The organism is Herbidospora cretacea (genome assembly GCF_001570605.1).
Lineage (GTDB): Bacteria > Actinomycetota > Actinomycetes > Streptosporangiales > Streptosporangiaceae > Herbidospora > Herbidospora cretacea.
The window spans coordinates 17,473-41,396 of record NZ_BBXG01000018.1 but is presented as its reverse complement, the minus strand read 5'-3'; the positions used below and the strand labels follow the sequence as shown (position 1 = coordinate 41,396).

The window sequence follows — 23,924 nt, the reverse complement described above, 5'->3', positions numbered from 1 at the left end:
GTACGCCGCCGAACTCGTCGAAGTGACCAAACGGTTCGGCCCGGTCCTGGCCAACGACGGCATCGACCTGGCGGTCGCCAGGGGCGAGGTGCACGCCGTCGTCGGTGAGAACGGGGCCGGCAAGTCCACCCTGATGTCCATCCTGTACGGCCTGCACCGCCCCGACGCCGGGGAGATCCGCCGCGACGGGCGGACGGTCGCCCTCCGCTCCCCCGCCGACGCCATCCGCCACGGCCTCGGCATGGTCCACCAGCGCTTCCGCCTCTTCCCCGGCCTGACCGTGGCCGAGAACGTCGTCATCGGGGCCGAACCGGTCAGGGCCGGCCGCATCGACCGCGCCGCCGCGGCCCGGAAGGTGGCCGCCCTCTCGGAGCGCTACGGCCTGCGGGCCGACCCGTCCGCCCTGGTCGGCGGCCTGCCGGTGGGGGTGCGCCAGCGAGTGGAGATCCTGCGCGCCCTCTACCGCGAGGCCGAGATCCTGATCCTGGACGAGCCGACGGCGGTCCTGACCCCCGGCGAGACCGACCGCCTCTTCGAGGTCCTCCGCACGGTCGCCGCCACCGGGGTCTCGATCCTGCTGGTCACCCACAAGCTGTCGGAGGTCATGGCCATCGGCGACCGGGTGACCGTGCTCCGCCAGGGCCGGGTCACCGGCCGCTTCACCACCGCGGAGACCAACGCGGACGAGCTCGTCAACGCCATGATCGGCCGTTCCCTGGCGCCTTCCGCCCCCAAGCGGGCCCGGCCGGTGCGGGAGGACCCGGTCCTGGAGGTCCGCGACCTGACGATCCACGACGCCGACGGCGTGGCCCGGCTGTCGGAGGTCTCGCTGTCCGTCCACCCCGGCGAGATCGTCGGCCTGGCCGGGGTCGCGGGCAGCGGCCAGCGCGAGCTCATCGACTCCGTCACAGGCCTGCGCGGCGCCGTCCCGGGGGTCTTCCTCGCGGGCACCCCCGTCCTGGCCGGCCGCGACCCGAGGGTGGCCTACGTGCCGGAGGACCGCCACGGCCGCGCCACCGCGCCCGGCATGTCGGTGGCCGAGAACATCCTGATGGGCGCGCAGCGGGAGCTGTCCTCCCGCTGGACCCTGCCGACGGCGGCGGTGAAGAGACGCGCCCGCGACCTGGTCGACCGCTTCGCCATCAGCGCCGCCTCGGTCGACGTCCCGATCAGCGCCCTGTCCGGCGGCAACGCCCAGAAAGCGGTCCTCGCCCGCGAACTCACCCGCCCCTCCCGCGTGGTCGTCGCCGAGGAACCCACCCAGGGCGTGGACGTGGGCGTGCGCGAACGCGTCCACGCCCTGCTCCTGGCCGCCCGCGACGACGGCGCGGCCGTCCTCCTCCAGTCGAGCGAACTCTCCGAGCTCCGCGACCTCGCCGACCGCATCCTGGTCCTGTACGAGGGCCGCGTCGTCGCCGAGTTCCCCGGCGATGCCACCGAGACGGACATCGGCCGCGCCATGACGGGGGCGACCGCGTGACCGCTCCCGCTCTCGCCCGGCGCGTGGTCGTCTCCGCACCGGTCGTGGCTGTCGCCGGGGCGCTCGCGCTGACCACGCTCGTCATGCTGGTGGTCGGCGTGGATCCCACGCTGGCCTATCCCGCGCTCATCAGAGGGGCCGTCGCAGACGGCAACCTCGAATACACGGTCGCCGCCTTCGTCCCCACGCTCGGCATGGCCCTCGCGTTCGCGCTCCCGCTGCGTGCCGGGGAGTTCAACCTCGGCGGAGACGGCCAGCTCGCCGCCGGCGGGGTCGCCGCCGCCGCGCTGGCGCTGCTGGTGCCGCTGCCGCCGGTCGTGGCCGTGGTGCTGCCGCTGGTGGCGGGGGCGCTCGCGGGCGGGCTGGTGGCGGCGGTCGCCGCGCCGCTCAGCACCCGGCTCAAGATCCCGGCCATCGTCAGCACGCTGCTGATCAGCACCCCGGCCGTCGCGCTCGCGTCCTACCTGGTGCGGTTCCCGCTGGCCGAGGCCGGCACCGGCATCGCCCAGACGCCGACGCTGCCGGACGCGGCGCACCTGCCCTTCCTGGGCGGCAGCGGCTACGTCACGATCGGCCTGCCGCTGATCGTGGTGCTCACCGGCCTGTGGCTGTACGCCGACGGCCGGACCGTCACCGGTTACGAGATCCGCGCCACCGGCCAGAACCGGGAGTTCGCCCGCTACGGCGGCGTCCGGGTCGACCGGGTGGCCGCCGTCGCCCTCGCCGGAGGGGGCGCGTTCGCCGGGCTGTCGGGCGCTCTGATCGTGCTCGGGCCGCCCTACCGGTTCGTCGACGGCGCGCTGACCGCGCCCGGTTACACCTTCACCGCCGTGGCGGCGGTGCTGCTGGCGAGCGCGCGGCCGGTCGTGGTGCCGCTCACCGTGGCGCTGCTGACGGTCCTCCAGGTCGGCGGCCAGGGTATGGAGCGGGAGGCCGGGGTGCCGAGCCAGCTCACCCAGATCGTGCAGGGGCTGATCATCGTCATCGTGGCCGTCCTGGCGACACTCCAGGCGAGGAGGCGGCGGTGAACGTCTTCGAGTGGTCGTTCCTGGCCGGGGTGCTGACCGCGACCGCGCCGGTGCTGCTGGCCGCGCTCGGCGGGCTGCTCTGCCAGGTCGTGGGCGTGTTCAACATCGCGCTGGAAGGCCAGTTGCTGTGGGGCGCGTTCGTGGCCGTCGTGGTCAGCGACCTGACCGGCAGCGCGTGGGCGGGGGTGGCGGGCGCGGTCGCCGCGACCGTGCTGTTCTCGGCGCTGCTGTCGATACCCGCCGTCGGCCTGCGGGCCGATCCGATCGTCATCGCGGTCGGGCTCAACCTGCTCGCGCTCGGCCTCACCGCGTTCCTGATGCGGCAGATCTTCGGCAGCGGCGGCACCTACAGCTCCCCCGACCTGACCGGCCTGCCGGACCTGGGCGAACTGGGCCTGGACGTGCCCGTGCTGAGAGAGCAGTCGCCGCTCGTGCCGGTCGCCCTGCTGCTGGTCGTCGTGATGGCCACCTGGCTGACCCGGTCCAGGTCGGGCCTGCGGCTGCGCGCGGCCGGTCAGCACCTGGAGGCGGCCGAGGCGGTCGGCCTGCCGGTCGCCGCCTACCGCCACGGCGTGACGCTGGCCGCGGGCGCGTTGTGCGGCCTGGCCGGGGCGCAGCTCTCGCTGGGCAACGTGACGCTGTTCAGCGAGGGCATGAGCGCCGGTCGCGGCTGGATCGCGGTCGTCGCGGTGATGCTGAGCGGGGTGCTGCCCTACCGGCTGCTGCTGGCCTGCCTGCTGTTCGGCGTCGCCGAGGCGTTCGGCTTCCGGCTCCAGGGCGCGGGGCTGCCGCAGCAGGCCGCCGACGCCGCGCCCTACGTGATCACCCTGGCCGCGCTGGTGCTCGCCGCGCTCTGGAGGAGGAAGAGATCCCATGAACACGCCTGAACTGGCGAACTCGGTGAGGCTGACCGGCGACGCCGTCGAGATCCTCGACCGCCGCGTCTACCCGTTCCAGCGGATCTGGGTCCGCTGCACGACCAGCGACGAGGTCGCCCAGGCGATCAGGGACATGGTCACCCAGAGCTCGGGCCCGCTCTTCGCGACCACGGCCGCGATGGTGCTGGCCGCCCGGTCGGTCCGGCACCGCCCCCGCGACCTGGCGCTGGCGGACCTGCGTGCGGCCGGTGACCGGCTCGTCGCGACCCGCCCCACCAACAACCACATCCGCGACGCCGTCCACGCGATCCTCGCCGAGCTCCGCGACCTCGGAGAGGGCGACCTGGCCGAGGAGGTCGAGAGAGCGGCGCGGGCGCACGACGAGGCGTACCGGACCAGATCCGCCGCCCTCGGCCGGCACGCCGCCGACCTGCTCCCCGACGGCGCGACGGTGCTCACCCACTGCTGGGCCGACTACTACCTGATCGCCACCGTCCAGGCCACCCAGGAACAGGGCAAACACCTCGAATTCGTCTGTACGGAGACCCGCCCCTACCTCCAGGGAGCACGCCTGACCGCCGCGACCCTGGTCGAGATGGGCTACGAACCGACGCTGATCACCGACGGCATGGTCGCCGCCGCGCTGGCCGACGGGGTCGCCGACGTCGCCCTCGTGGCCGCCGACCGGGTCACCCTCGACGGCCACGTGATCAACAAGGTCGGCACCCTCGGCGTGGCCCTGGCCGCGAACTTCGCCGGCCGCCCCTTCTACGCCCTCGTCCAGCGCCCCGACCCCCAGGCCCCCACCCCGGAGGACGTGGTCATCGAACACCGCGACCCCGACGAGGTGCTGCACGTCCTCGGCCGGCGCACCGCCGCCGACGGCGTCACCGGCCACTACCCGGCCTTCGACACGACCCCACCTGACCTGGTCACCCGGATCGTCACCGAAAAGGGCGCCTTCCGCCCGGAAAATGTGAAAGAGGCAATATGACCAGGCGCATCGTCGTCGACACCGACACCGGGATCGACGACGCCCACACCCTGCTCTACCTGGCGGGCCGTCCCGACGCCGAGATCGTCGCGATCACCTCGGTCTACGGCAACTGCGTCGAGCCCGACGCGGCCCGCAACATCGGCTACGTCACCCGCCTGCTCGGCCTTGACGTCCCGATCGCCCGCGGCGCGGCCGAGTCGCTGGCGGGGACCTCGCACATCGCGGGATACGTCCACGGCAAGGACGGCCTCGGCGACGTCGGCTACGACCGTCCCCTCCCCGGGACGGCGGAGGAGAGCGCCGCCGAGCTCCTGGTCCGCCTGGGCCGGGAGCAGCCGGGCGAGCTCGACCTGCTGGCCCTCGGCCCGCTGACCAACCTGGGCCTGGCGCTGCGGCTGGACCCCGACCTGTTCACCCGCTACCGCTCGGTCGTGCTGATGGGCGGTTCGGGGCCGTACGCGCCGCCCGGCACCCTGCTGATGGTCGACGCGAACATCAACAACGACCCCGAGGCGGCCCGCGCGGTCTTCGCGGCCCCGCGCAACGAGCTCGTCATGGTCGGCGTGAACGTCACCCAGACCACGATCCTCGACGAGGTCGCGATCAACGCCCTGCGCGCCGCCCCGACGCCGGTCGCCCGGTTCGCGGCCGAGATCCTCGACGCCTACCTGGACTTCTACCAGAATGAGTGGGGCCGCCGGATCATCCCGCTGCACGACCCGCTGGCCGCCGGGATCCTGCTCGACCCCACGTTCGCGACCGCGTCCGTGGACGGCCCGGTCAACGTGCGGACCGATGGTTTCCTGGCCAGGGCGCGGCTGATGCGGACCCACGACGGGTTCCCGCCGGCCTTCCCCTACCAGCCGGCCCCGCCGACCAAGGTGATCACCGAGGTCGACGCGGCCCGGTTCGTCGCCGACTTCGTGGAGGTGCTCACCCGATGAGCTGGATCGTTTTGGACATCGAGGGGACCACGAGCTCGACCGAGTCGGTGCACGTGGGCCTCTACTCCTACGCCCGCCCGCGCCTCGGCCCGTGGATCGACGCCCACCGCGACGACCCGGAGGTGCGCGAGGCCGTACGGGAGACCGGCGGCGCGACCACCGGCGAGACCGTCGCGATTCTGCACGCCTGGATGGACGGCGACGTCAAGGCGACGCCGCTGAAGACCCTCCAGGGGCAGATCTGGGCGGCGGGCTTCGCCGGCGGCGAGCTGACCGCCCACTTCTTCCCCGACGTCGCCCCGGCCCTGCGCAGGTGGCACGCGCAGGGCCGCCACCTGGCCGTCTTCTCCTCCGGCGCGGTCTCCAGCCAGCGGCCGTGGTTCCGGCACACCCCCGACGGCGACCTGTCGGCGCTGATCGAGCACCACTTCGACACCGTCAACGCGGGCCCCAAGCGGGAGAGCGCCTCCTACGAGCGCATCGCCGCCACGCTGGGCACCGACGACCTGCTGTTCCTGTCCGACGTGCCGGCCGAGCTCGACGCCGCGGCGGCGGCCGGCTGGCAGGCGATCGGGGTCAGGCGGCCGGGCGAGCCCAGCGAGAAGGCCGACTTCGGCGCGCACCGCGTCGTCACGAGTTTCGAGGAGATCGGATGAACCGGGAGAGCGTGCTGGAAGCGGGAGCGCGGCTCTCCGTCGAGGCGGCCAGGTTCACCGGCATGGGCTGGATGCGCGGCACCTCGGGCAACCTGTCCGAGGTGGTCTCCCGTGACCCGCTGCGGCTGGCGGTCACCGCCAGCGGCCTGGACAAGGGCGAGCTCACCGCCGCCGACGTCGCCGTGGTCGGCGAGCGCGGCGAGCCGGTGGAGGTGGCGGGCGTCGAACCGCTCACCCCGTCGGCCGAGGCCGGTCTCCACGCGCGGGTCGCGGCGGTGACCGGCGCCGACGCGATCGTGCACGTCCACGCGCTGAACGCCGTCGTCGCGGGCCACCACTGGCCGAAGGGCGTGGTCCTGAGGGACATCGAGACCCTCAAGGGCATCGGCCGCCTGGCCCACGACGACGAGGTCGTCATCCCGGTGATCGAGAACAGCCAGGACATGACCGAGCTCGGCGACCGTTTCGAGGCCGTGTACGACCCCCGCACCCCCGCCGTGATCGTCGCCAACCACGGGATCTACACGTGGGCGCCCACGTTGCACCGGGCGCGCCACATCACCGAGTGCGTGGAGTGGCTGCTGGCCTATCGGCTCGCTATCCGGTGACGAGCAGGTCGCCCGCCCGGTCGAACAGGTCCCGGCCGGGCTCGGCGGTCAGCAGGTGGCGCGCCGCCCGCAGCACGCCCCTGATGGCCGTCGCGCGCTCCGGCTCCGGCAGCGTCTCGATGTCGGACACGCGGGCGAAGCCGATGACCCGCCGGGTCGCCTTCGCCGCCGCGAACCTCGCGGAGTCGGCCCGGACCTTGGCCAGATATCCGGCCAGCACGCCGTCGCCGTAGATCCGGGGGTCGGCCCGCTCGGGCCACAGGGCGGTGAACTCGGTCTCGAAGGCGGCCCAGGTCTCCTCGGCCAGCCCGAGCGCCCACCGGGCGTGCTCGTCGTCCCCCTGGACGAAACCGCGCGCCGCCGCCAGCAGGTAGTTGCCCCACAGGGCGCCGAGGTCGAAGCCGACCGGCCCGTAGAAGGCGAACTCGACGTCGAAGGCCCGGGTCGACCCCGGCGCGACCAGGACGGACCCCGTGTGGAGGTCGCCGTGGATCAGCGCCTCGCCGTGGGTCATGAACGCCAGCTTGGCCAGCCCGATCGCGGCCCGCACGTCGGGGTCGTTGACGTAGGCGGCCACGTCGGCCTTGGTGGCGGGCAGGATCTTGTTGTGCTCGTGCTCGACGTAGGGCTCGGTGAAGACCAGGTCCTCGGTGATCTCGCACAGCTCGGGGTTGACCGAGGCGGCCAGCGCGGCCTTGTGCCGGTAGTTGCCGAGCCCGAACACCGAGGTCCCGAAGGCGACCTTGGCGACGTAACGCCCCAGGTCGGCGGCGACCCCGTCGGTGCGCGCGCCCTGGTTGAGCAGCCCGCGCCAGACCTGGTGGTCCGACAGGTCCTCCAGGGCGACGACGTGGCGCTCCTCGTCGTAGTCGAGCAGCGCGGGCACCAGGCCCGGCGCGACCCGGCCGTGTTCGGCCAGCACGACCGCCTCGATCCGGTTGCGGTCGGGCGTGATCGGCCAGGTGGGGTCGACTCTCACGTACGGCATCGACTGCTTGAGCACCACGCCGGGCCCCTCGGCGGTCGCCACGGCGAACACGGTGTTCATGTTGCCGTCGCCGATCTCCCGTACCGAGACCGGGTTCGCGAACGCCGCCAGGGCGGGCCTGCCCGCCAGGTAGGCGGGGACGTTGTCGACGGTGAGCAGCTCATAGCCGGTCAACGGAACTCCTGAGGGTGTAGCTCACGACGAGGGCGCCCGCCAGCAGGGCACCCTGGACGAAGGTCTGGGTGTAGTAGGGCGCGTTCAGCATCGTCATGCCGTTGATGACCACGCCGATGAAGACCGCGCCGGCGACCGTGCCGGTCACGTTGGGGCGGTTCGCGCCGAGCACCGCGTGGCCGATCAGCGCCGCCGCGACCGACTGGAGCAGGTACGCGTCCCCCGCGCCGACGTCGCCGCGCCCGAGGCGGGCCGACAGCATGATCCCGGCGACCGCCGCGCAGAGCCCCGAGACGGCGTAGGCGAGGGCCCGGTAGCGGGCCACCCTGATCCCGGCCAGCCGCGCGGCCTCGGCGTTGCCGCCGATGGCGTAGAGGGCGATGCCCCAGCGGGTGCGTTCGAGGAACAGCCAGACGCCGACCGCGACCAGCGCGAACACCACGACCGGGACCGGCACCGACCAGATCTTGCCGCCGCCGATCCAGGCGAAGCCCTCGGTGTAGCGGCCGGGCGCGGGCGCGCCGTCGACGGTCATGCCGGGCGCGACCGACTTCCCGGAGGTGAGGATCAGCGCGAGGCCCTGGAACAGGAACATCGTGCCCAGCGTGGCCACCAGGTCGGGGATCCTCGCGACCACGGTGAGCAGCGAGTTCACCCCCGCCACCAGCAGCCCGGTGAGGAGTCCGGCGACGATCGCGGTGCCGCCGGTGAGGTTGAACCTGACCATGGTCAGCGCGGTCACCATGACCACCGCGCCGACGTTGGCCCCCGCCGACAGGTCGAAGCCGCCGGTGGTCATCGACACGGTCACCCCGAGCGCCACCACCCCGACGATCGCCACCGACTGCAGCACGATCAGCGCGTTGCCGTAGGTGGCGAAAGCGGGGCGGAGCACCGCGAAGACGACCATCAACGCGGCCAGCACGGCCAGCAGGCCGTACCGGTAGAGCAGACGGGTCACGGAGCAGCCCAGGGCACCCGGGCGACGTCGGGCGTGGTCAGTTCGGGCACCGCGCCGGTGAGCTGCTCGATGTTGGCGATCTTGCCGTCGAGGAGCTGCCGCTGGGTGACCAGGGCCGGCGGGATCTTCAGCGCGGGGTCGACCTGCTCCCCGGCGACCAGCAGCGCGGCGGCCCGCACCGCGATCCGGCCGACGTTCGACGGGTCGGTCGTGGCGGTGGCCACCCACGGCGAGTTCGGCTCGGTGATGACGCCGATGTCGGCGGTGGAGATGTCCGCGCCGTAGATCTTGACCTTGTCCTGGAGCCCGAGCTCCTTGACCGCGATGGCCGCGCCCTTGGCGAACTCGTCGTACGGCGCGAAGATCGCCTTCACGTCGGGGTTGGCCTGGAGGGCGGCCTTGGCCTGGTCGGCCACGGCCGACGCGGTCGAGTTGTTGACCACGCCGATCTGGGCGACCTCCTTGATGCCCGGGTTGTCCTTCTTGAACGTCGTCCAGACCTCGTTGCGCCGGTCGAGGGGGGCGAAGCCGGAGACGTACACGTAGATGACGTCGCCGGAGCCGCCGGTGTCGGCCTTCAGCGCGCCGAGCGCCAGTTCGGCGATCTTGTGGTCGTCCTGGGTCAGCGCGACGGCTTTGGGCGTGCCCGGGTCGACGTCGAAGGCGACCAGCGGGATGCCGGCGTCGGCGGCCTTCTTGATCGCGGGCTGGACGGTGTCGGCGAACCCGTGGTCGACGATGATCGCGTCGGCCTTCTGCTGGACGGCCTGCTCCAGGTTGAGCGCCTGCTTGTCGTTGTTGCCGTCGCCGCTGGAGACCTCCAGCGTGACCTTGAGGGCCTGCGCCTCGGCCTGCGCCCCGGCGAGCCACTGCTCGAAGTAGTCACCGGAGGAGAGCTGGCGTACCAGCGCGACCCGCACTCCCCCGGCGGCGAACTTCGCCGGGACGGAGACGGAAGGTGAAGCGACCGGCGCGGCGGGGGCCGCCGACGACGGCGCGGAAGTGGTGGTGGAAGAGGTTCCCTGGGAGCATCCGGCGAGCGCCAGGACGCCCAGGAGGACAGATGCTCCGAGGAGTCGTGCGTGAATCACACTCGGGATGCTAGGCACCGGCTCGGATATTGTCTACTTTTCAAGTAGGATTTACGCAGATAGCCGTTGATTAGGGACGAAGCCCATGACCTACCTCACTGTGTACACCGACGGCCCGGCCCCCGAGACCCTCCTGCGGACCGAGGACCAGGCCGAGATCGCCGCCGCCCTCAAGGAGATCGGCGTCCGCCTGCGCCACTGGGACATCCGCGACGGTCTCGGCGACGCCACCCAGGACGAGGTCCTCGCCGCCTACAAGGACGAGATCGCCGCCGTCGTCGCCGAGGAGGGCTACACCTTCGTCGACGTCGCCAAGCTCGGCCCCGACGCCCCCGCCGACGTCGCCGCCGGGGCCCGCGCGAAGTTCCTCAACGAGCACACCCACGACGACGACGAGGTCCGCTTCTTCGTGGCCGGCTCGGGCATCTTCTACCTCCACGTCGACGGCAGGGTGAACGCCGTGTTCTGCGAGCCCGGCGACCTGCTGAGCGTGCCGAAGAACACCACCCACTGGTTCGACATGGGCACCAACCCCCATTTCACCGCCATCCGCTTCTTCCACGACGACGACGGCTGGATCGGCGACTTCACCGGCGACCAGATCTCCTCGCGCATCCCCGACTACGACACCATCGCCGCCGGACGCGCGGCCTAGCCGGATCGCGCCACGTTGCCGCCAGCGGACGGGAAAGGCCCGTCCGCTGCGGTAGCAAGGGGACATGGACCCGGGTCTGAAGTCGCGGATCCTCCTCGGCACGGCCTTCGCCGTCAGGGTGGCCCTGCTGCTGACCCTGACGGCCGGCGCCGTCGTCACCAGCGCGCCGGCGCTGCCGTCGCCCCGCACCCTCGATCGCTTCAAGGCCGCCCTGGCGGCGGACCAGGTCGACCGCGTGGCCGTCCGCCTCGCCGGCGACGGTGGTCTCTCGTCCCTGGTGTGGTCGGAGTCGCCGCTGATCTGGCACGAGATCCCCTGGTCCGAGGACGGACGCACCTTCACCGACGCACGCGGCCGGTATGACAACGACCGGCTGCTGACGGACCTGCGCGGAGCGAAGCGTCCTCCGTCGTGGCGGCACGAGAGGGGTCTGGAGCAGCAGCCTACGATCCTCTGGATCCTGCCCCGATGGCCGTTCGCGTTCCGCGGCGGCGACCCCCTGCTGTGGACGGCGGTCGCCTGGGTGGCCGCTTTCCTGCTCATGCTCTACACCACGAGCCGGCTGGCCAACACGTGGGCCTGGTTCTGGTTCTGCACGATCGGCCAGTTCGGCGTGCTGCTGTTCCTGCTCCTCGAACCCCGGCCGATGTGGCGAGGCCCCGGCCCGGGAAGGCCGGTGGCCGGGCGGATGACGGGCGGGCGCGGCTGCGCCTGGTCGATCGCCTTGGGCATCGTGTCGCTGTGGGCGGCGTACGGCCTGGGCGAACTGGTCAGGCTCGTGCTGGGCTGACCAGTCAGCCGAGGTCGAGCAGTTGCTCGTAGAAGCCGCCGAAGCCGCGTTCCGGGTCGACCAGGTGGATCTCCAGGATCCAGTGGGCGACCCGGCCCGCCTTGTCCCTGCGCCGCATCGGGGTGGTGCTGCCCGGCGCGACGTACGACTCGATGTCGGCGGCGTCGATCTTCTCGTGGGGGAACTCCCCGACCAGGTGACCGGCGATGGACCCGCCGAAGGTCCAGCCGCGCTCCCGGGACAGCCGGTCGACCTCGGCGAACAGCCGGTCTCCCGTCATGTCCGGGTCGGCGGCGAAGAACTCCCGCCCGGCCTCGAAGACGGCCGGCAGGTCCTCGGCCAGGCGGCGCTTCACGGGGTCGTCGCCGAGGACGTAGGTCCGCCCGAGGTCGGCCTCGAACTCCTCGAAGATCGGCCCGAAGTCGCAGAACACGATGTCGTCGGCCTCGACGGCCCGGTCGGGCGGGTTCTCCCGATAGGGGAACAGGGTGTTGGGCCCCGACCGGACGATCCGCTTGTGCCAGTGGCGGGTGGTGCCGAACATCTCGTCGGCCAGGTCGCGGATGGCGTCGCTGATCTCCCGCTCCCGCCGCCCCGGCGCGATGAGCTCCCGTTTGACGATCTCGTCGAACAGGGTGATCGCGTTGGCCTGAGCGTTCAGCAGCCGCCGGGCCCGGAACTCCTCGGCGGTCGCGGCGTCGACGTACACCCACGCCTTCTCCCCCGACCGCAGGTCGGCCTTGACCCGCAGGTAGTCGTCGACCTCGTAGGCGTCGGCGGCGGCGAGGTCCTGCGGCGTGAGCGTGAACACCGTGCCCTCGACCTGATCCGAGGAGTCGTCCGAGGGAAGCGCGACGGGGTGCTCGTCGCTGCCGCTGTCGGCGACGACCGACGCGTCGGTGATCTTCACCGTCTCCAGGCGGAACCCGACAAGGGCGTCGGGCCGCCCGTCGAGCTCCCGGCCGAACCGGGCCCGCTGGACCTGCGGCAGACGCAGGGTCCCGTAGGAGAAGAGCAGCTGATCAGACAAGGCAACCCCCATCACGGTGCCGATCCGGCTCCTCGCAGGATATAAGGACGATCCTCGCCGTCCTCGGGCCGGTGGAAAAGATCTTAGTGCGCTAATAGCATGCGGCCATGGCATCGAAGGAAGTCGTCAGCGTCACCCTCGACTCCGACCTGCTGGAGTACGCCAAGGCCCATTCCGGCAGGTCCCTGTCGGCCTACGTCAACGAGGCGGTGGCCGCGAGGGTGCAGGAGGAACGCCGCCTGCGGTCCCTGTGGAGCGCCAAGGTCGCCCAGGCCGATCCCGACCATGTCGCCCGCATGCTCGCCCACCTGGAAAGCCAGGGTCAGTGACCACCCCGCCCCCCCTACATCCTCGACACCGGCCTGCTGTCCGAGATCGCCCGGGGCGACGCCGACCTCATCGCGCTCATCCAGGGCTTGGACGCCAGGGGCCATCCTGTGGTGGTCCCCGCTCTGGCCATGGCCGACGCGGCGACGGCGAACCGGGGAGACGACGCCGCCGACCTGCTCGCGGGGATGGACCTCCTCGACGCGGTCACCGTCGCCCCGCTCAGCGGCCCCCGGCAGATCCTCGCCCTGGCGTCCATGATCACCAGAACGGGCCTCCCCCACGGCGACGCTCACGTGGCCGCGATCGCGGACGTGGCGGTGTGCCCCATCCTGACCCTCGACGCCGCCCACTGGCGTGACCCTTCGGCGGCGCTCGACGAGCCCCTGCACATCCGCGAGATCCGCGACCCGGGCGAGTGACGCCACGAGGGCTCCGGATCGACTCCGGAGCCCTCGTTCGATCAGTTCTCCGGAAGCCAGAGGACCTCACGGACGCCTTCGACGGTGAACGTCATCAGCGGGGTGACGGCCCCCCGAAAGGACGGCGTCGCCACGGTTTCGGGTACTTTCCCCGGACCTCCAGCGGCGGGACGAGGGCGGCGTCCAGGGTGGGGACGTCGATGCTTGCCGGGCGGTACGAAAGGGTGCGGAGCCGTTTCGCCATGACGTCGTGGGGCCGGTCCACGGTGTCCCTGCGGCCGCTGATGAAGGCCCATTCGTGTGCCGCCGATCCGAAGTAGACCACCGTCGGGAACTGGGCGATGAAGTTGGCCCATGAGCGGCGCAGCGTCGCCTGCCGCCACATCGTCGGGCAGCCGGCCTGGGTGGAGATGACACCGCCGGGGGCCAGCGCACGGGCGCACAGGTTGAGGAACGCCGAGCCGTAGAGGCGGTCGTGCTGGGCCTGGCCGTCGTCGGTCTCGTCGGGGAGGTCGACGATGACGACGTCCCACGTCTCGCCCGCCCGGACGGCGGCCTCGACGAAGGCGTAGCCGTCCTCGTAGTGGACGTGGACCGGGCCGTCGCCGGTCTCGGCGGCCCGCAGCTCCTTCTCCGTGTAGCCGTAGGGCAGGCGGGTGGCGCACAGGCGGACCGCCTGCTCGTCGATGTCGACGTGGTCGACCCGGCTCGCGCCGCAGGCCACGAGCATCTGGCAGGCGACGCCCTCGCTCGATCCGATGACCAGGCACCGGTCCACCCGGGCGGCCAGAAGCACCGGCGGGATGGTCAGGGCCTCGTGGTAGACCTGCTGGGTCTGCTCGCTGCTCTGGCGCTCGCCGTTGGCGAACAGGGTGATCCCGTGGGCGGTGCGGGCGAAGTCGAGGTTCTGGAAGGGCGTGGTCTCGCTGTGGATGACCTCGTCCACGCGCCAGAGCCGCTCCATGCCGTCGGCGATGGGCTCGGCGACCCAGGTGGTGCCGTTGATGGTGATCATGAGGTTGCCTCCGCGGGGATGTCGCCCCGGGTGATCACCTGGACGGTGACCCTCCCGGGCTGGAGCTCATGGGTGAGCAGGTCGACCGCGGTGCGCGGGTCGGCCGCCCCACAGGTGAACACGTCGACGAAGACGGCGGCGTGCTCGGGGTAGGTGTGCAGCGACGCGTGGGACTCGGCCAGCAGCGCCAGGATGGTGACCCCCTGCGGCATGAACCGGTGGGAGGTCATGTCCAGGACGGTCGCGCCCGACGCGGCGAGCGCCCGCTTGAGCGCGGCCTCCAGGTGGGCGAGGTCGTCGAGGAGGCCGGCGTCGACCTCCCGGAGTTCGGCCAGCACGTGACATCCGGCGAACTCGCCGATCGCGACCGTCATCACCCCTCCACGCAGAACGTCGGGAGGGCGGGCAGCCCGTTGACCGAGGCGCAGGAGTAGCTGGAGGTGTACGCCCCCGCGTCGAGGAACTCCACCACGTCGCCGGGCGCCAGCGCCAGGGGGAGTTCGTACTGGACGCGCTGGTAGATCACGTCGTCGCCGTCGCTGGTCGGCCCGGCCAGCACGACGGGACCGGTCGGCCCGGTCACGCCGGGGGTGCGCAGCCGGTAGGCGATGGCCTCGCGTTCGGTCTCGACGAGCCCGTTGTAGCGGCCGACGTCCAGGAACACCCAGCGTCGCAGGTCGGCGGCCCGGCCCTCCCGGACGGTCACCACCTCGGCCCGCAGGATCCCGGCCGGTCCGACGATCGCCCGCCCCGGCTCCAGGACGAGACGCGGCCGGTTGCGGCTGCCGAAGTGACGGTTGAGCGAGGCGTCGACGGCCTGGCCGAGCACCTCGACCAGCGCCGGGTTCCCGAAGGCGGGGGTCGGGCTGTACGAGATGGGCAGCCCCCCGCCGATATTGATCATCGGCAGCGGGATGCCGGCCGAGTCGAGCTGCAACGCGATCTTCGCCGCCGCCGCGATGCCGACGTCCCAGGCGTCGGGGTTGCACTGCTGGGAGCCGACGTGCCAGGTGATGCCGAGGGGCCGCAGGCCGAGGGCCGCCGCGTCGGCGAGCAGCTGGGGCGCCGCGTCGGGGTCGCAGCCGAACTTGCCGCCGAACGGCATCACCGCGTCGGGCGGGCTGACGGCGATCCGGCAGAAGACGTTCGACCCGGGCGCCCACCGGGCGATGTGGGACAGGTCGCGGGGGTTGTCGAAGGCGAAGGTGCGGACTCCGAGCCGGTAGGCGGCGGCGATGTCGGAGGCCTTCTTCACGGGGTTGCTGTAGCTGAGGAAGCGGCCGGGGACGCCGCGGGCGAGGCAGCGTTCGACCTCGCCGACGCTGGCGACGTCGAACCCCGACCCGAGTTCGGCCAGCGCCGAGATCACCTCGGGGGCGGCGTTGGCCTTGACGGCGTACAGGATGCCGGCGCCGGGGAACGCGTCGGCGAGCGCACGGTACGCCGCGGCCACCGTAGGCAGGTCGATCAGCAGAGAAGGGCTGGGCAGGTGATGGGTTCTCGCGTACGCGCGTGCGCGGAGGATGGCCGTCGGCTCCGGCTTGGGGGACGCGCTCATTGGACTGACTCTGGGCGGAGGTACGGATGCAGGGGTTCCATCGGGGATTCTCCGGTTCCGAACAACCAATTCAGGCAGGCCCGAGAGTAGTCAAGTACCTTGACACAGATAGTTAATATCTCAACAAAGCATCGGTGTTACCGTTCCGTGACCGGCGAGAGTTGACCAAGGAGAACGACGAAAGCCCAGCTCACAGCCGTTGTGCACGGCCCTGGCCGGGAAAAGGAACGACGACTTCTCTAGACAGCCGACGGCGCGCCGGAAAACGCGCGTTCAGCGTTTTCAGCGGTTCAGCGAAGGGGCTTCCCGACCCGCGAGTTCGGCGGCCAGTTGCCGCAGGGCCGCTTCGGTCCGGCTGCCCGGCTCGGCGGCCATGGAGATGAATTTCTGGCCGGTCCCGCTGACCGAGAGCACCTCCCACGACAGGGTCAGGTCGCCCATCCGGGGATGGCGCAGGTCCTTCACCTCGTTGCCGCGCGTCTGCACCTCGTGCAGCGCCCAGATGCGGCGGAAGTCCGCGCTTCGGTCGGTGAGCTCCGCCACCAGGTCGCGCAGGTAGGGATCGTCGGGGTCGGCGGCCACGATGGTGCGCAACTGGGCGGTCTTGGCGCGGGCGGCCTTCTCCCAGTCGGGGTAGAAGTCGGCGGCGTTCGGGCTGAGGTAGATCATGCGCGCGCAGTTGTCGAGCTGTCCCATGCCCTCGTACAGAGCCTCGGCGAGGGGGTTGAAGGCAAGCACCTCGAAGCGGCGGCCCAGCACCAGCGCGGGGGCGTGCCTCGACAGGTCGACCAGGCGCAGCAGACTCGGGCTGGCCTGCTCCACGACGCCGGTCACCACCGGGGGACGCGCCCACGGATGCGCGAGCGAGTAGAGGTAGGCGGTGGCGTCGGGGTCCAGGCGCAGCACCCGGGCCAGGGCGCTCAGCACCTGCGCGGACGGGTTGCGCTCGCGCCCCTGCTCCAGCCGGACGTAGTACGAGATGCTCACTCCGGCGAGCATCGCCACCTCCTCCCGCCGGAGCCCGGGGGTGCGGCGGGAGGGGGCGTGCAGGAAACCGGCCTCGGCTGGACTGGTGGCCTCACGCCGGGCGCGCAGGAAATCGCCCAAGAGGTTACTGCTGTCCATTTAATCACCATATGCGTAGATTTGACGGCGCTGCTCACAGCACCACGATGCGCGGGACCCGCAGCACGAACCGGGCGCCCACCTTGGAGTCCTCCAGCGTCAGGGTGCCGTCGTGGCGGTCGGCGATGTCGCGGGTGATGGCCAGGCCCAGCCCACTGCCGCCCACGTCGAGGCGGCGGGCGTCGTCCAGGCGGGTGAACCGCTCGAAGACGCGCTGACGGTCGGCGGGGGGAATCCCGGGGCCGTCGTCCGTCACGGTGATGACCGCCTCGTCGGCGGACGCGGTGAGGCTGAGCCCGACCGAGGAGACGGCGTGCCGCCGGGCGTTGCCGACGAGGTTGGCCAGGGCGCGGACGAGCTGGATGCGCGACCCGAAGATCCACACGTCGCTGGCCACGTCGATCCCGACCGGGACGCCGCCGACCGTCCCGTTCATCCGGCCGGCCTCCTGGACGAGGAGTTCGCTGAGGTCGATGAGCTCGTGCGGGGCGGTGCCGCCCGTGGCGTCCAGGCGGGCCTGGGCGAGCAGGTCGGCGACGATGGTGTCCAGGCGCTCGACCGTGGTCAGGGCCGCCCGCAGGCTGTGGGCCGGGTCGGTGTCCTCGGGGTGTTCGAGGGCGTCCTCCAGCTCGGCGCGCAGGCCCGCGATGGGGTTGCGCAGCTCGTGGGAGGCCATGGCCGCGAAACCCTGCTGCTGGACGACCGCCTCCTCCAGCCGGGCGAAGGTGAGGTTGGCCGCACGGGCCAGTTCGGCGAACTCGTCGCCCCCGGGCGGGATGGGCAGGCGGCGTCCCAGGTTGCTGGCGGTGATCTTGTCGATGTGGGCCCGGAAGGCCCGTATAGGTCGTAGCGCCCGGCCGACGACCCACCAGGTGGCAGCCCCAGCCCCGGCGGTCAGCACCAGGCCGAACGCGATCAGCAGGACCTCCAGGTCGTAGCCCTCCAGCAGGCCCTCGTCCGCGGCGGCCTCCAGGGAGGAGCGCAGGGGCAGGACGGTCGCGTCCAGCGTGAGCAGCACCGCGAGGATGGTCAGGACCAGCAGCGAGGTGGCCGTGGTGCAGCGGGTGCGGATGGATATGGAGCGGGGTGGGTGGGAGATGGTCACGGTCGGCCTCCGGATCGTCTTCATCGGGCCGCGGCGCCAAGGGTGGCCAGGAGGTCGAGCGCGCGCTGGGAGGGGCTGCCCGGCTCGGCCTGGAAGGCGAGCACGTGATGGCCGGGCAGGCGTTCGACGTCGAGCACGTCGCAGAAGAGGGTGAGCTCGCCCACGAGCGGGTGGCGCAGGCGTTTGACCCGGCGGGCGTCCGACGACACGTCGTGCCCGGCCCAGATCCGCCGGAACTCCTCGCTCCGCTCGCCGAGTTCGCCGATCAGGGCGTCCAGGCCGGGATGGTGGTCCTGGGCGGCGATGGAGTGCAGCAGATCGGCCGCGGCGGCGGCGATGTGCGGCCACTCGATGAAGAAGTCGCCCGCCGCCGGGTCGAGGAAGACCAGCTTGAACAGGTTGTGGCCGTACCGCAGCCCGCTCAGCAGCGCGGTCCCGAGATCGTTGGCCGCGCGCACGTTCATCACCGGGTCACAGAGGAGGACGGGAACCCCGTGCCAGCCGTCCATGAGCTGCCGCAGGCACGGGTTCGCACCGGCGATGTCGAGAATGTCGCTTCTGTCCATGAAACCGACCGTAGGACGGATCCACCCAGGCAGGGTGACCGCGGTACTCCCACGTACCGAGGACCCTGTCAGTGACACACCCCCTCAAACAGGGCATAACGCCCATAAGGTGTGTTTATGGATAACGACCGAAAGCTCGGCGAGTTCCTCCGGGCCCGGCGCGAGGCGACCCCTCCGGCCCGAGTCGATCTTCCGGACGCCGGTTCCCGCCGCACCCCCGGCCTCCGGCGGGAGGAGGTGGCGATGCTGATCGGCGTCAGCACCGACTACTACGTCCGCCTCGAACAGGGCCGCGAACGCAACCCCTCCGACCAGGTGATCTCCGCCCTGGCGGAGGTCTTCACCCTCGGCACCGACGCCCTGACCCATCTCTACACCCTGGCCCGAGGCGACCTGCCGGTCGACCCCGCCCCCTCCCCGCCCGAGGACCCCGACCACGTCAGCGACAATCTGATCCGCCTGATGGACAGCTGGCACCGGACCCCCGCCTTCGTGATCAACCAGTACATGGAGGTGGTCGCCCTGAACCCGTCGGCCACCGCCTTCTACAGCAACGGCTTCAAGCGCCGGACGAAGGTCGGCAACAACACCCTTCGCGCCATGTTCCTCGACCCCGTCGTCAGGGAGTTCTACGGAGACTGGGAGTCGACCGCCCGCGCCAAGGTCGCCCACTTCCGCGCCATCGCCGGCCGCAACCCCCACGACTCCCGCATGACCGGCCTGATCGAGGAACTGTCCGACGAGAGCCCCGAGTTCCGCGACGCGTGGGCGCGCTACGACGTCCAGGTCGAACCGGGCCGCAGACGCCGCTTCCGCCACGAGCTGGTCGGCGAACTGACGGTCAACACCGAGGTGTTCTCCCTGGCCGGGTCACCGGGCCAGCACCTGATCACCCTGCAGGCCGACCACGACACCCACTCGGCCGAGGCCCTCGACACCCTCTGCCGGGAAGCGCTCTGATCTCTGCGGGGAAACGAAGAACCCCCATGACCGGTGGAGGTCGTGAGGGTTTCGGGTGAAGCGATTTCGGTGCCCCCTGCAAGATTCGAACTTGCGCTCCCGGCTCCGGAGAGGGTTGCAGGTTCTCATCGCCAACATGGCCTGACCTGCATATATGCCAGATACCCATCGTATAGAGGCGCATGCTGGCCCATGATTGGCCCACAGGGTACGCATGAAAATGTCCCGCCCACGGCAGACCCGCTTATGACCTCTTCGGTGTCCCAATAGCTCGCGTAGTGTGTTCGCCGCACCGACCGCTCGGTCGATGCGAGCGAACCTACCCGCCGGGCGGAGTCGGCTGCCTTCGCCCGGAACTGGCGGATCGGCGTCGGGTCATTCGTTTAATAGTAGCTGAGATGGGATTTGATCGCGATATCTCCACTATCGCAATATGCGTATGAGTACTTGCCCGGTTTGACGCGCGGGCCCCATTTATTATACACGGCGTTTATAGGACTATCCCTCTTGCACTCGAGAATCACTAGGTGATAGACGCCGGCGCCTGATGGACAGTAGGACCATCCCATCCCGCTATACCATTGCCATTCATCGAACTCGACGTGGGTCGCATAGCAGCCCTTGGGAACCGCTGCCACCGCAGGACTGCCGAAAATCGCTATTGCACTCGTTGCGGCTATAGTAATAGCCAGAAACTTCAGCAAGAGCTGTGAAGACTTCTTACCCACACCTCTCCCGTCTTGACGATCAGCCGACTGATCTGTGCTTAGATCTCGCCGGCACGGAAAATTCCCGCTTCAAAGTAGCAAGGCTCCGTATATTTTCCGTATAAGACATCTTCTGGGTACTGGTGTGAGGGTGACCAGCGCGTACAGGCCTCCGAAGAGGCTGGGTGCAGGAATTGGCGCTAGGAAAGTGATCTTCGTACCGGTTCGGTGACGTCACCTGTTTGCCCTGCTTACTGGGCTCCGTAGGGGAGTTAGCGACGCCCACCGCTATCCGACTGATCGGGCATGAACTCGGCCAAACTCGCGACGGCAAGCGGGCGGCACCGGACACGATCGCCCGGCGACGTCGCGGCCTGAACACCGCACTCGAATACGCCATCGAACTTGGCGAACTGTCCGAACCTCCTCTCAAGCGGCTGAAGCGGAAAAAGACCAGTCGAGACACCGCCATTGACCGTCGGCGCGTGGTCAATCCTTCTCAGGCTCGCGAACTGCTCACCGGCCTGTCCTACGTCGGAAGCTGGCACCGCGCCCGAGGCCGTCGTCTGGCTGCTTTCTTCGCGACCCTCTATTACGCGGGCATGCGGTCTGCCGAAGCCGTCGGACTCCGGCAGACCGACTGTTTCCTACCCGACCAAGGTTGGGGCCTTCTCACCCTTGAAGTAACCCGTCCCAGCAGCGGCAAGCAGTGGACCGACAACGGCACGGTTCATGATCAGCGCGGGCTCAAACAGCGCGAGGAACAGGAGGTGCGGCCCGTTCCGATCCCTCCCGAGTTGGTGACCATCCTCCGCACCCACCTGGAAGAGTTCGGCACGGCCCCAGGCGGCCGACTGTTCCGCAACGAACGCGGCGGAGTACTCGGAGCTTCCACCTATGCCCGCGCATGGGAAGAATCCAGACGCTTGGCGCTGACGCCTCAGCAGGCCGCCTCTCCCCTGGCTGGCAGACCCTACGACCTGCGGCACGCCTCCCTGTCCACGTGGCTCAACGCAGGGGTTGACCCGGCCACCGTCGCCGAACGCGCCGGCAACAGCGTGGAAGTCCTGCTCAAGCGCTACGCCAAATGCCTGGACGGGCAGGCGGAGCAGATCAACCAGCGCATCGAGGCAGTCCTCAAAGCCTGATCAAACCCGGCCCACCGTTGGCCCACAACTGGCCCACAACCAGCGAGCGCCAATGAGAACGGGCGAGCCTCCGTGAGACTGGAGACTCGCCCGTTCAACGCTATTCATGCTGGTCATAGCTAGTTTTTGCTGGTGAAGATCAGGTGCCCCCTGCAAGATTCGAACTTGCGCTCCCGGCTCCGGAGGCCGGTGCTCTATCCCCTGAGCTAAGGGGGCTCAGGAACGACTTCAGATTACCAGTACTCCAGCCCCTCTTCGCACACCGTTATGCGACGCGCCCGGGCACACATCCCCCGAAAACCCCGCGCCGCCCGTCCCCCGGGGGTAGCCTCGCGGCCGTGGGTGAGGTTTTGGGGCGCGTACTCGTCGTCGACGACGACGAGGTCATCCGGCAGCTCATCGCGGTCAATCTGACCTTGGAGGGCTTCGATGTCCATACAGCTTTCGACGGGCAGGACTGCCTCGATCGGGTCAAAGAGGTCGATCCCGACGTGATCACCCTCGACGTCATGATGCCGCGGCTCGACGGCTGGGAGACCGCCACCAAGCTGCGGACCGACCCGGCCACCACCCACGTCAAGGTCGTCCTGATCACGGCCAGGGCGCAGGAGGACGACAAGCGCCGGGGACTGGGCATCGGCGTCGACTCCTATCTGACCAAGCCCTTCGACCCGGCCGAGCTGATCCAGGTCGTCCGCGACCTGGCGGCGACGGCCCGGAGCCGGTCCGGGCCGCGGGAGATCTAGCCCCCGGTCCCCGGACACGACGCCGAACCACCGCGCCCCGGCTCCTGGCAACAGGGGATCCCCGGCCGAGGGCAGAGGTCACCACGCCGTGGCGCCGCCGTCGACCGCGTAGTTGGCCCCGGTGATGTAGGCGGCCCGGTCGGAGGCGAGGAAGACGGCCAGTTCGACGATCTCCTCGGGCCGTGCGAAGCGCTTGAGCATGGTCTTCCTGGTGATCGCGTCCCTGGCCGCCTGGTCGTCGCCGAGGTCGCGGTCGCTGGCGGGGGTGAGAACCGGTCCGGGGCTGATGGCCACGGCGCGGATTCCCAGTGGGGCGCCTTCGAGCGCGAGTTGCCTGGTCATGCCGATGACGCCGGCGTTGGCGGCGCTGTGGGCGACCATCGGGGGGACCTCGCCGGCGATCAGGCCGGCCATCGACGCGACGTTGATGATGACGCCGCCGCCGCGTGTGACCAGGTGGGGCCAGGCGAACTTGGACACGTAGAAGGGGATGTCGAGTTCGCCCGCGATGGTCGTGCGCCAGTCGTCGACCGAGAAGCCGGGCAGTGGGCCGAAGCGGGGCAGGGCGGCGTTGTTGTAGACGACGTCGAGCCCGCCGTAGATCGCGACGGCGTCCTCGACGACCTGCCGGGCCTGCTCGGGGTCGGTGAGGTCGATCGGGGCGACGCCGGTCATCTCGCCGCCGGCGCGGCGGACCAGTTGCACCGTCTCGTCGTTGGCGGCGGTCTGGATGTCGCATCCGACCACCATCGCGCCCTCTCGGGCGAAGGCCAGCGACGCGGTCCGCCCCTGTCCTCCGGCGGTGCCGGTGATCAGTACGACCTTCCCGTCCAGCGATCCCATGATGTCTCCTTCGATAAATGGTTGCTTCGTCAAGCAAGGACAATACTTCCTTCGTGAAGCAAGTACTATGTGGCCATGACCACACCACGGCTCACCCCCGACGAGGAGACCCTGGTCCGCGCGCTCCCCCGGCTGATGTACGCGCTCCCCCGCGCGATCGACGCCGACATGGTCCGCGAACAGCAGTTGCCGCTCATCGAGTGGACCGCCCTCATGCGGCTGGCGGAGGCCCCGGAGCGCCGGATGCGGATGGGCGAACTCGCGGTGGCCTGCGAACTGTCGCTGAGCGGCATGACGCGCATCGCCGGCGTCCTGCAGAAGCAGGGCCTGATCGAACGGGTCAGGAGCGACGACGACGCCCGCGGCTGGAACGCCGTCCTCACCGACGCCGGGCTCGCCCGCCTGGAACGCGCCTGGCCGAGCAACCTGGCCAGCGTGCGCCGGCACCTGCTCGACCACCTCGAGGGCCTGGACGTCGCCGCCCTGGCCCGCGCGATCCAGAAAGTCGCCACCACCGGCTGACCGGGCCGGATCTGGCCCTATCGTCGGTGCCATGACCTTCGAGCTGGCCGTCTGGCACGAACCCGAACCGATCTCCAGGGAAGACGCCAGGGACCTCTATCCCAAGGCGCGGATCCCGGCGGAGACCAGCCGTCTGCTGGCCGCCGCCCTCCCGGGGGCCACGGTGGACGGCGCGTTCGTGAGCGCGCCCGACGAGCTGACCGACGAGGTCGGCAACGCCGCCTTCGCCTTCGCCCGGGAGCACAACCTGGTCTGCTACGACGTCCGGCGGCATCTGGTCCACAACCGCGAGCCCCTGGGCGCCTACCGCGAGGTCCAGCTCCACACCGGCGACGGCATGGTCGTCCACGACCCGGATCTGAACCTGGTCAACGACGTCCTGGAGACGCTGTCGGCCGAGAACCCGTTCATGGCGCTGGTCGTCTACGGCAACCACTTCGTCCAGGTCTCCCCCGGCTACGAGGTCGACTTCAAGGAGGCGGGCGTCATCCGGACCATGACCACTCCGGGCAAGGAGGACGTGCGGCGCATCGTGCTGCTCTATCTGGTGGGCGACCGGTCGTTCCTCGACGCTCATGAGTGGACGGTCCGGGGGTAGTG

27 protein-coding genes and 1 tRNA gene are annotated in these 23,924 nt (G+C 70.5%); 16 read left to right on the top strand and 12 right to left on the bottom strand.

Annotation, left to right across the window (positions count from 1 at the left end; translation table 11 throughout):
* Nucleotides 1-22 precede the first annotated feature (22 nt).
* Genes AW270_RS28685 through mtnB form a run of 7 tightly spaced genes read left to right on the top strand, consistent with a single transcriptional unit; the run spans nucleotide 23 to nucleotide 6,591 of the window.
* Complete coding sequence (locus tag AW270_RS28685) at nucleotides 23-1,480, top strand: ABC transporter ATP-binding protein (RefSeq protein WP_218009375.1); 1,458 nt, start codon at nucleotides 23-25, stop codon at nucleotides 1,478-1,480.
* Nucleotides 1,477-2,508 (top strand): ABC transporter permease subunit, encoded by a 1,032-nt coding sequence (locus AW270_RS28680; protein ID WP_061299235.1) that lies wholly within the window; start codon nucleotides 1,477-1,479, stop codon nucleotides 2,506-2,508. Before AW270_RS28685 ends, AW270_RS28680 begins: the two co-directional genes overlap by 4 nt.
* Nucleotides 2,505-3,395 (top strand): ABC transporter permease, encoded by an 891-nt coding sequence (locus AW270_RS28675; RefSeq protein WP_061299234.1) that lies wholly within the window; start codon nucleotides 2,505-2,507, stop codon nucleotides 3,393-3,395. The genes AW270_RS28680 and AW270_RS28675 overlap by 4 nt, the downstream gene beginning before the upstream one ends.
* Complete coding sequence (locus AW270_RS28670; protein WP_061299233.1) at nucleotides 3,382-4,380, top strand: s-methyl-5-thioribose-1-phosphate isomerase; 999 nt, start codon at nucleotides 3,382-3,384, stop codon at nucleotides 4,378-4,380. Before AW270_RS28675 ends, AW270_RS28670 begins: the two co-directional genes overlap by 14 nt.
* Nucleotides 4,377-5,327, top strand: a complete 951-nt coding sequence (locus tag AW270_RS28665; RefSeq protein ID WP_061299232.1) for a nucleoside hydrolase — start codon at nucleotides 4,377-4,379, stop codon at nucleotides 5,325-5,327. Before AW270_RS28670 ends, AW270_RS28665 begins: the two co-directional genes overlap by 4 nt.
* Nucleotides 5,324-5,983: an acireductone synthase gene (gene mtnC, locus AW270_RS28660; RefSeq protein WP_061299231.1), complete on the top strand. Its 660-nt coding sequence runs from the start codon at nucleotides 5,324-5,326 to the stop codon at nucleotides 5,981-5,983. The genes AW270_RS28665 and mtnC overlap by 4 nt, the downstream gene beginning before the upstream one ends.
* Nucleotides 5,980-6,591: a methylthioribulose 1-phosphate dehydratase gene (gene mtnB, locus AW270_RS28655; protein ID WP_061299230.1), complete on the top strand. Its 612-nt coding sequence runs from the start codon at nucleotides 5,980-5,982 to the stop codon at nucleotides 6,589-6,591. Before mtnC ends, mtnB begins: the two co-directional genes overlap by 4 nt.
* Here the strand turns inward: mtnB and mtnK are convergent.
* The 3 genes from mtnK to AW270_RS28640 are packed head-to-tail and all read right to left on the bottom strand — an operon-like array spanning nucleotide 6,581 to nucleotide 9,805.
* A complete protein-coding gene (mtnK, locus tag AW270_RS28650) occupies nucleotides 6,581-7,753 on the bottom strand; it encodes an S-methyl-5-thioribose kinase (RefSeq protein WP_061299229.1) in 1,173 nt (390 codons plus the stop codon). The two genes, mtnB and mtnK, sit on opposite strands and share 11 nt — an antisense overlap.
* Nucleotides 7,740-8,714, bottom strand: coding sequence for an ABC transporter permease (locus AW270_RS28645; protein WP_218009374.1), 975 nt, complete (start codon nucleotides 8,712-8,714; stop codon nucleotides 7,740-7,742). The genes mtnK and AW270_RS28645 overlap by 14 nt, the downstream gene beginning before the upstream one ends.
* Complete coding sequence (locus AW270_RS28640; protein WP_169807389.1) at nucleotides 8,711-9,805, bottom strand: substrate-binding domain-containing protein; 1,095 nt, start codon at nucleotides 9,803-9,805, stop codon at nucleotides 8,711-8,713. Before AW270_RS28640 ends, AW270_RS28645 begins: the two co-directional genes overlap by 4 nt.
* An 85-nt stretch (nucleotides 9,806-9,890) precedes the next feature.
* On the opposite strand from AW270_RS28640, the gene AW270_RS28635 reads away from it, so the two are divergent.
* Together AW270_RS28635 and AW270_RS28630 are read left to right on the top strand one after the other, a co-directional pair.
* Nucleotides 9,891-10,460, top strand: a complete 570-nt coding sequence (locus AW270_RS28635) for a 1,2-dihydroxy-3-keto-5-methylthiopentene dioxygenase (RefSeq protein ID WP_061299227.1) — start codon at nucleotides 9,891-9,893, stop codon at nucleotides 10,458-10,460.
* Between the two features lie 64 nt (nucleotides 10,461-10,524).
* A complete protein-coding gene (locus tag AW270_RS28630; RefSeq protein WP_061299226.1) occupies nucleotides 10,525-11,250 on the top strand; it encodes a hypothetical protein in 726 nt (241 codons plus the stop codon).
* A 4-nt stretch (nucleotides 11,251-11,254) separates the two neighbouring features.
* Here AW270_RS28630 and AW270_RS28625 read toward each other — a convergent pair whose 3' ends face one another.
* Nucleotides 11,255-12,280, bottom strand: coding sequence for a M24 family metallopeptidase (locus AW270_RS28625; protein WP_174549902.1), 1,026 nt, complete (start codon nucleotides 12,278-12,280; stop codon nucleotides 11,255-11,257).
* A gap of 107 nt (nucleotides 12,281-12,387) precedes the next feature.
* Here AW270_RS28625 and AW270_RS28620 point away from each other — a divergent pair, with 107 nt between their 5' ends.
* Both AW270_RS28620 and AW270_RS28615 read left to right on the top strand, forming a co-directional pair.
* Nucleotides 12,388-12,609, top strand: a complete 222-nt coding sequence (locus AW270_RS28620; protein WP_061299225.1) for a type II toxin-antitoxin system CcdA family antitoxin — start codon at nucleotides 12,388-12,390, stop codon at nucleotides 12,607-12,609.
* Between the two features lie 108 nt (nucleotides 12,610-12,717).
* On the top strand, nucleotides 12,718-13,029 hold the full coding sequence (locus AW270_RS28615) for a hypothetical protein (RefSeq protein WP_061299224.1): 312 nt from the start codon (nucleotides 12,718-12,720) through the stop codon (nucleotides 13,027-13,029).
* Nucleotides 13,030-13,123: 94 nt separating this feature from the next.
* Here AW270_RS28615 and AW270_RS28610 read toward each other — a convergent pair whose 3' ends face one another.
* From AW270_RS28610 to AW270_RS28585, 6 genes are all read right to left on the bottom strand, one after another.
* On the bottom strand, nucleotides 13,124-14,044 hold the full coding sequence (locus tag AW270_RS28610; protein WP_061299223.1) for a spermidine synthase: 921 nt from the start codon (nucleotides 14,042-14,044) through the stop codon (nucleotides 13,124-13,126).
* On the bottom strand, nucleotides 14,041-14,418 hold the full coding sequence (gene speD, locus AW270_RS28605) for an adenosylmethionine decarboxylase (RefSeq protein ID WP_061299222.1): 378 nt from the start codon (nucleotides 14,416-14,418) through the stop codon (nucleotides 14,041-14,043). The genes AW270_RS28610 and speD overlap by 4 nt, the downstream gene beginning before the upstream one ends.
* On the bottom strand, nucleotides 14,418-15,602 hold the full coding sequence (locus AW270_RS28600; protein WP_061299221.1) for a type III PLP-dependent enzyme: 1,185 nt from the start codon (nucleotides 15,600-15,602) through the stop codon (nucleotides 14,418-14,420). Before AW270_RS28600 ends, speD begins: the two co-directional genes overlap by 1 nt.
* Before the next feature lie 282 nt (nucleotides 15,603-15,884).
* Nucleotides 15,885-16,727 (bottom strand): helix-turn-helix domain-containing protein, encoded by an 843-nt coding sequence (locus tag AW270_RS28595; RefSeq protein WP_061299220.1) that lies wholly within the window; start codon nucleotides 16,725-16,727, stop codon nucleotides 15,885-15,887.
* Between the two features lie 34 nt (nucleotides 16,728-16,761).
* Entirely contained in the window at nucleotides 16,762-17,832 is a 1,071-nt protein-coding gene (locus AW270_RS28590) for a sensor histidine kinase (protein ID WP_169807388.1), read from the bottom strand.
* Between the two features lie 20 nt (nucleotides 17,833-17,852).
* The gene (locus AW270_RS28585) at nucleotides 17,853-18,398 is read right to left on the bottom strand and encodes an MmyB family transcriptional regulator (RefSeq protein WP_061299218.1); all 546 of its coding nucleotides are present in this window, start codon (nucleotides 18,396-18,398) and stop codon (nucleotides 17,853-17,855) included.
* Nucleotides 18,399-18,515: 117 nt separating this feature from the next.
* On the opposite strand from AW270_RS28585, the gene AW270_RS28580 reads away from it, so the two are divergent.
* Nucleotides 18,516-19,358 (top strand): helix-turn-helix domain-containing protein, encoded by an 843-nt coding sequence (locus AW270_RS28580; RefSeq protein ID WP_061299217.1) that lies wholly within the window; start codon nucleotides 18,516-18,518, stop codon nucleotides 19,356-19,358.
* A gap of 949 nt (nucleotides 19,359-20,307) precedes the next feature.
* Nucleotides 20,308-21,213 (top strand): tyrosine-type recombinase/integrase, encoded by a 906-nt coding sequence (locus AW270_RS28575; RefSeq protein WP_082801902.1) that lies wholly within the window; start codon nucleotides 20,308-20,310, stop codon nucleotides 21,211-21,213.
* 144 nt (nucleotides 21,214-21,357) lie between these two features.
* Here the strand turns inward: AW270_RS28575 and AW270_RS28570 are convergent.
* Nucleotides 21,358-21,429 (bottom strand) — tRNA-Arg (locus AW270_RS28570).
* Between the two features lie 122 nt (nucleotides 21,430-21,551).
* On the opposite strand from AW270_RS28570, the gene AW270_RS28565 reads away from it, so the two are divergent.
* Nucleotides 21,552-21,959, top strand: coding sequence for a response regulator transcription factor (locus tag AW270_RS28565; RefSeq protein ID WP_245674897.1), 408 nt, complete (start codon nucleotides 21,552-21,554; stop codon nucleotides 21,957-21,959).
* A gap of 78 nt (nucleotides 21,960-22,037) precedes the next feature.
* On the opposite strand, the gene AW270_RS28560 is transcribed toward AW270_RS28565, so the two are convergent.
* On the bottom strand, nucleotides 22,038-22,802 hold the full coding sequence (locus AW270_RS28560) for an SDR family NAD(P)-dependent oxidoreductase (protein WP_061299213.1): 765 nt from the start codon (nucleotides 22,800-22,802) through the stop codon (nucleotides 22,038-22,040).
* 75 nt (nucleotides 22,803-22,877) lie between these two features.
* On the opposite strand from AW270_RS28560, the gene AW270_RS28555 reads away from it, so the two are divergent.
* Both AW270_RS28555 and AW270_RS28550 read left to right on the top strand, forming a co-directional pair.
* On the top strand, nucleotides 22,878-23,324 hold the full coding sequence (locus tag AW270_RS28555) for a MarR family winged helix-turn-helix transcriptional regulator (protein WP_061299212.1): 447 nt from the start codon (nucleotides 22,878-22,880) through the stop codon (nucleotides 23,322-23,324).
* 31 nt (nucleotides 23,325-23,355) lie between these two features.
* Nucleotides 23,356-23,922 (top strand): hypothetical protein, encoded by a 567-nt coding sequence (locus AW270_RS28550; RefSeq protein ID WP_061299210.1) that lies wholly within the window; start codon nucleotides 23,356-23,358, stop codon nucleotides 23,920-23,922.
* Nucleotides 23,923-23,924: the final 2 nt, after the last annotated feature.

Excerpts from the sequence above, each read along its gene's own strand:
- AW270_RS28670 (WP_061299233.1), top strand. The coding sequence starts at position 3,382 with ATGAACACGCCTGAACTGGCGAACTCGGTGAGGCTGACCGGCGACGCC.
- AW270_RS28620 (WP_061299225.1), top strand. The coding sequence starts at position 12,388 with ATGGCATCGAAGGAAGTCGTCAGCGTCACCCTCGACTCCGACCTGCTG.
- AW270_RS28595 (WP_061299220.1), bottom strand. The coding sequence starts at position 16,727 with ATGGACAGCAGTAACCTCTTGGGCGATTTCCTGCGCGCCCGGCGTGAG.
- AW270_RS28610 (WP_061299223.1), bottom strand. The coding sequence starts at position 14,044 with ATGATCACCATCAACGGCACCACCTGGGTCGCCGAGCCCATCGCCGAC.
- AW270_RS28635 (WP_061299227.1), top strand. The coding sequence starts at position 9,891 with ATGACCTACCTCACTGTGTACACCGACGGCCCGGCCCCCGAGACCCTC.
- AW270_RS28560 (WP_061299213.1), bottom strand. The coding sequence starts at position 22,802 with ATGGGATCGCTGGACGGGAAGGTCGTACTGATCACCGGCACCGCCGGA.
- AW270_RS28555 (WP_061299212.1), top strand. The coding sequence starts at position 22,878 with ATGACCACACCACGGCTCACCCCCGACGAGGAGACCCTGGTCCGCGCG.
- AW270_RS28600 (WP_061299221.1), bottom strand. The coding sequence starts at position 15,602 with ATGAGCGCGTCCCCCAAGCCGGAGCCGACGGCCATCCTCCGCGCACGC.
- AW270_RS28585 (WP_061299218.1), bottom strand. The coding sequence starts at position 18,398 with ATGGACAGAAGCGACATTCTCGACATCGCCGGTGCGAACCCGTGCCTG.
- mtnB (WP_061299230.1), top strand. The coding sequence starts at position 5,980 with ATGAACCGGGAGAGCGTGCTGGAAGCGGGAGCGCGGCTCTCCGTCGAG.
- speD (WP_061299222.1), bottom strand. The coding sequence starts at position 14,418 with ATGACGGTCGCGATCGGCGAGTTCGCCGGATGTCACGTGCTGGCCGAA.
- AW270_RS28665 (WP_061299232.1), top strand. The coding sequence starts at position 4,377 with ATGACCAGGCGCATCGTCGTCGACACCGACACCGGGATCGACGACGCC.
- AW270_RS28630 (WP_061299226.1), top strand. The coding sequence starts at position 10,525 with ATGGACCCGGGTCTGAAGTCGCGGATCCTCCTCGGCACGGCCTTCGCC.
- AW270_RS28580 (WP_061299217.1), top strand. The coding sequence starts at position 18,516 with ATGGATAACGACCGAAAGCTCGGCGAGTTCCTCCGGGCCCGGCGCGAG.
- AW270_RS28550 (WP_061299210.1), top strand. The coding sequence starts at position 23,356 with ATGACCTTCGAGCTGGCCGTCTGGCACGAACCCGAACCGATCTCCAGG.
- mtnC (WP_061299231.1), top strand. The coding sequence starts at position 5,324 with ATGAGCTGGATCGTTTTGGACATCGAGGGGACCACGAGCTCGACCGAG.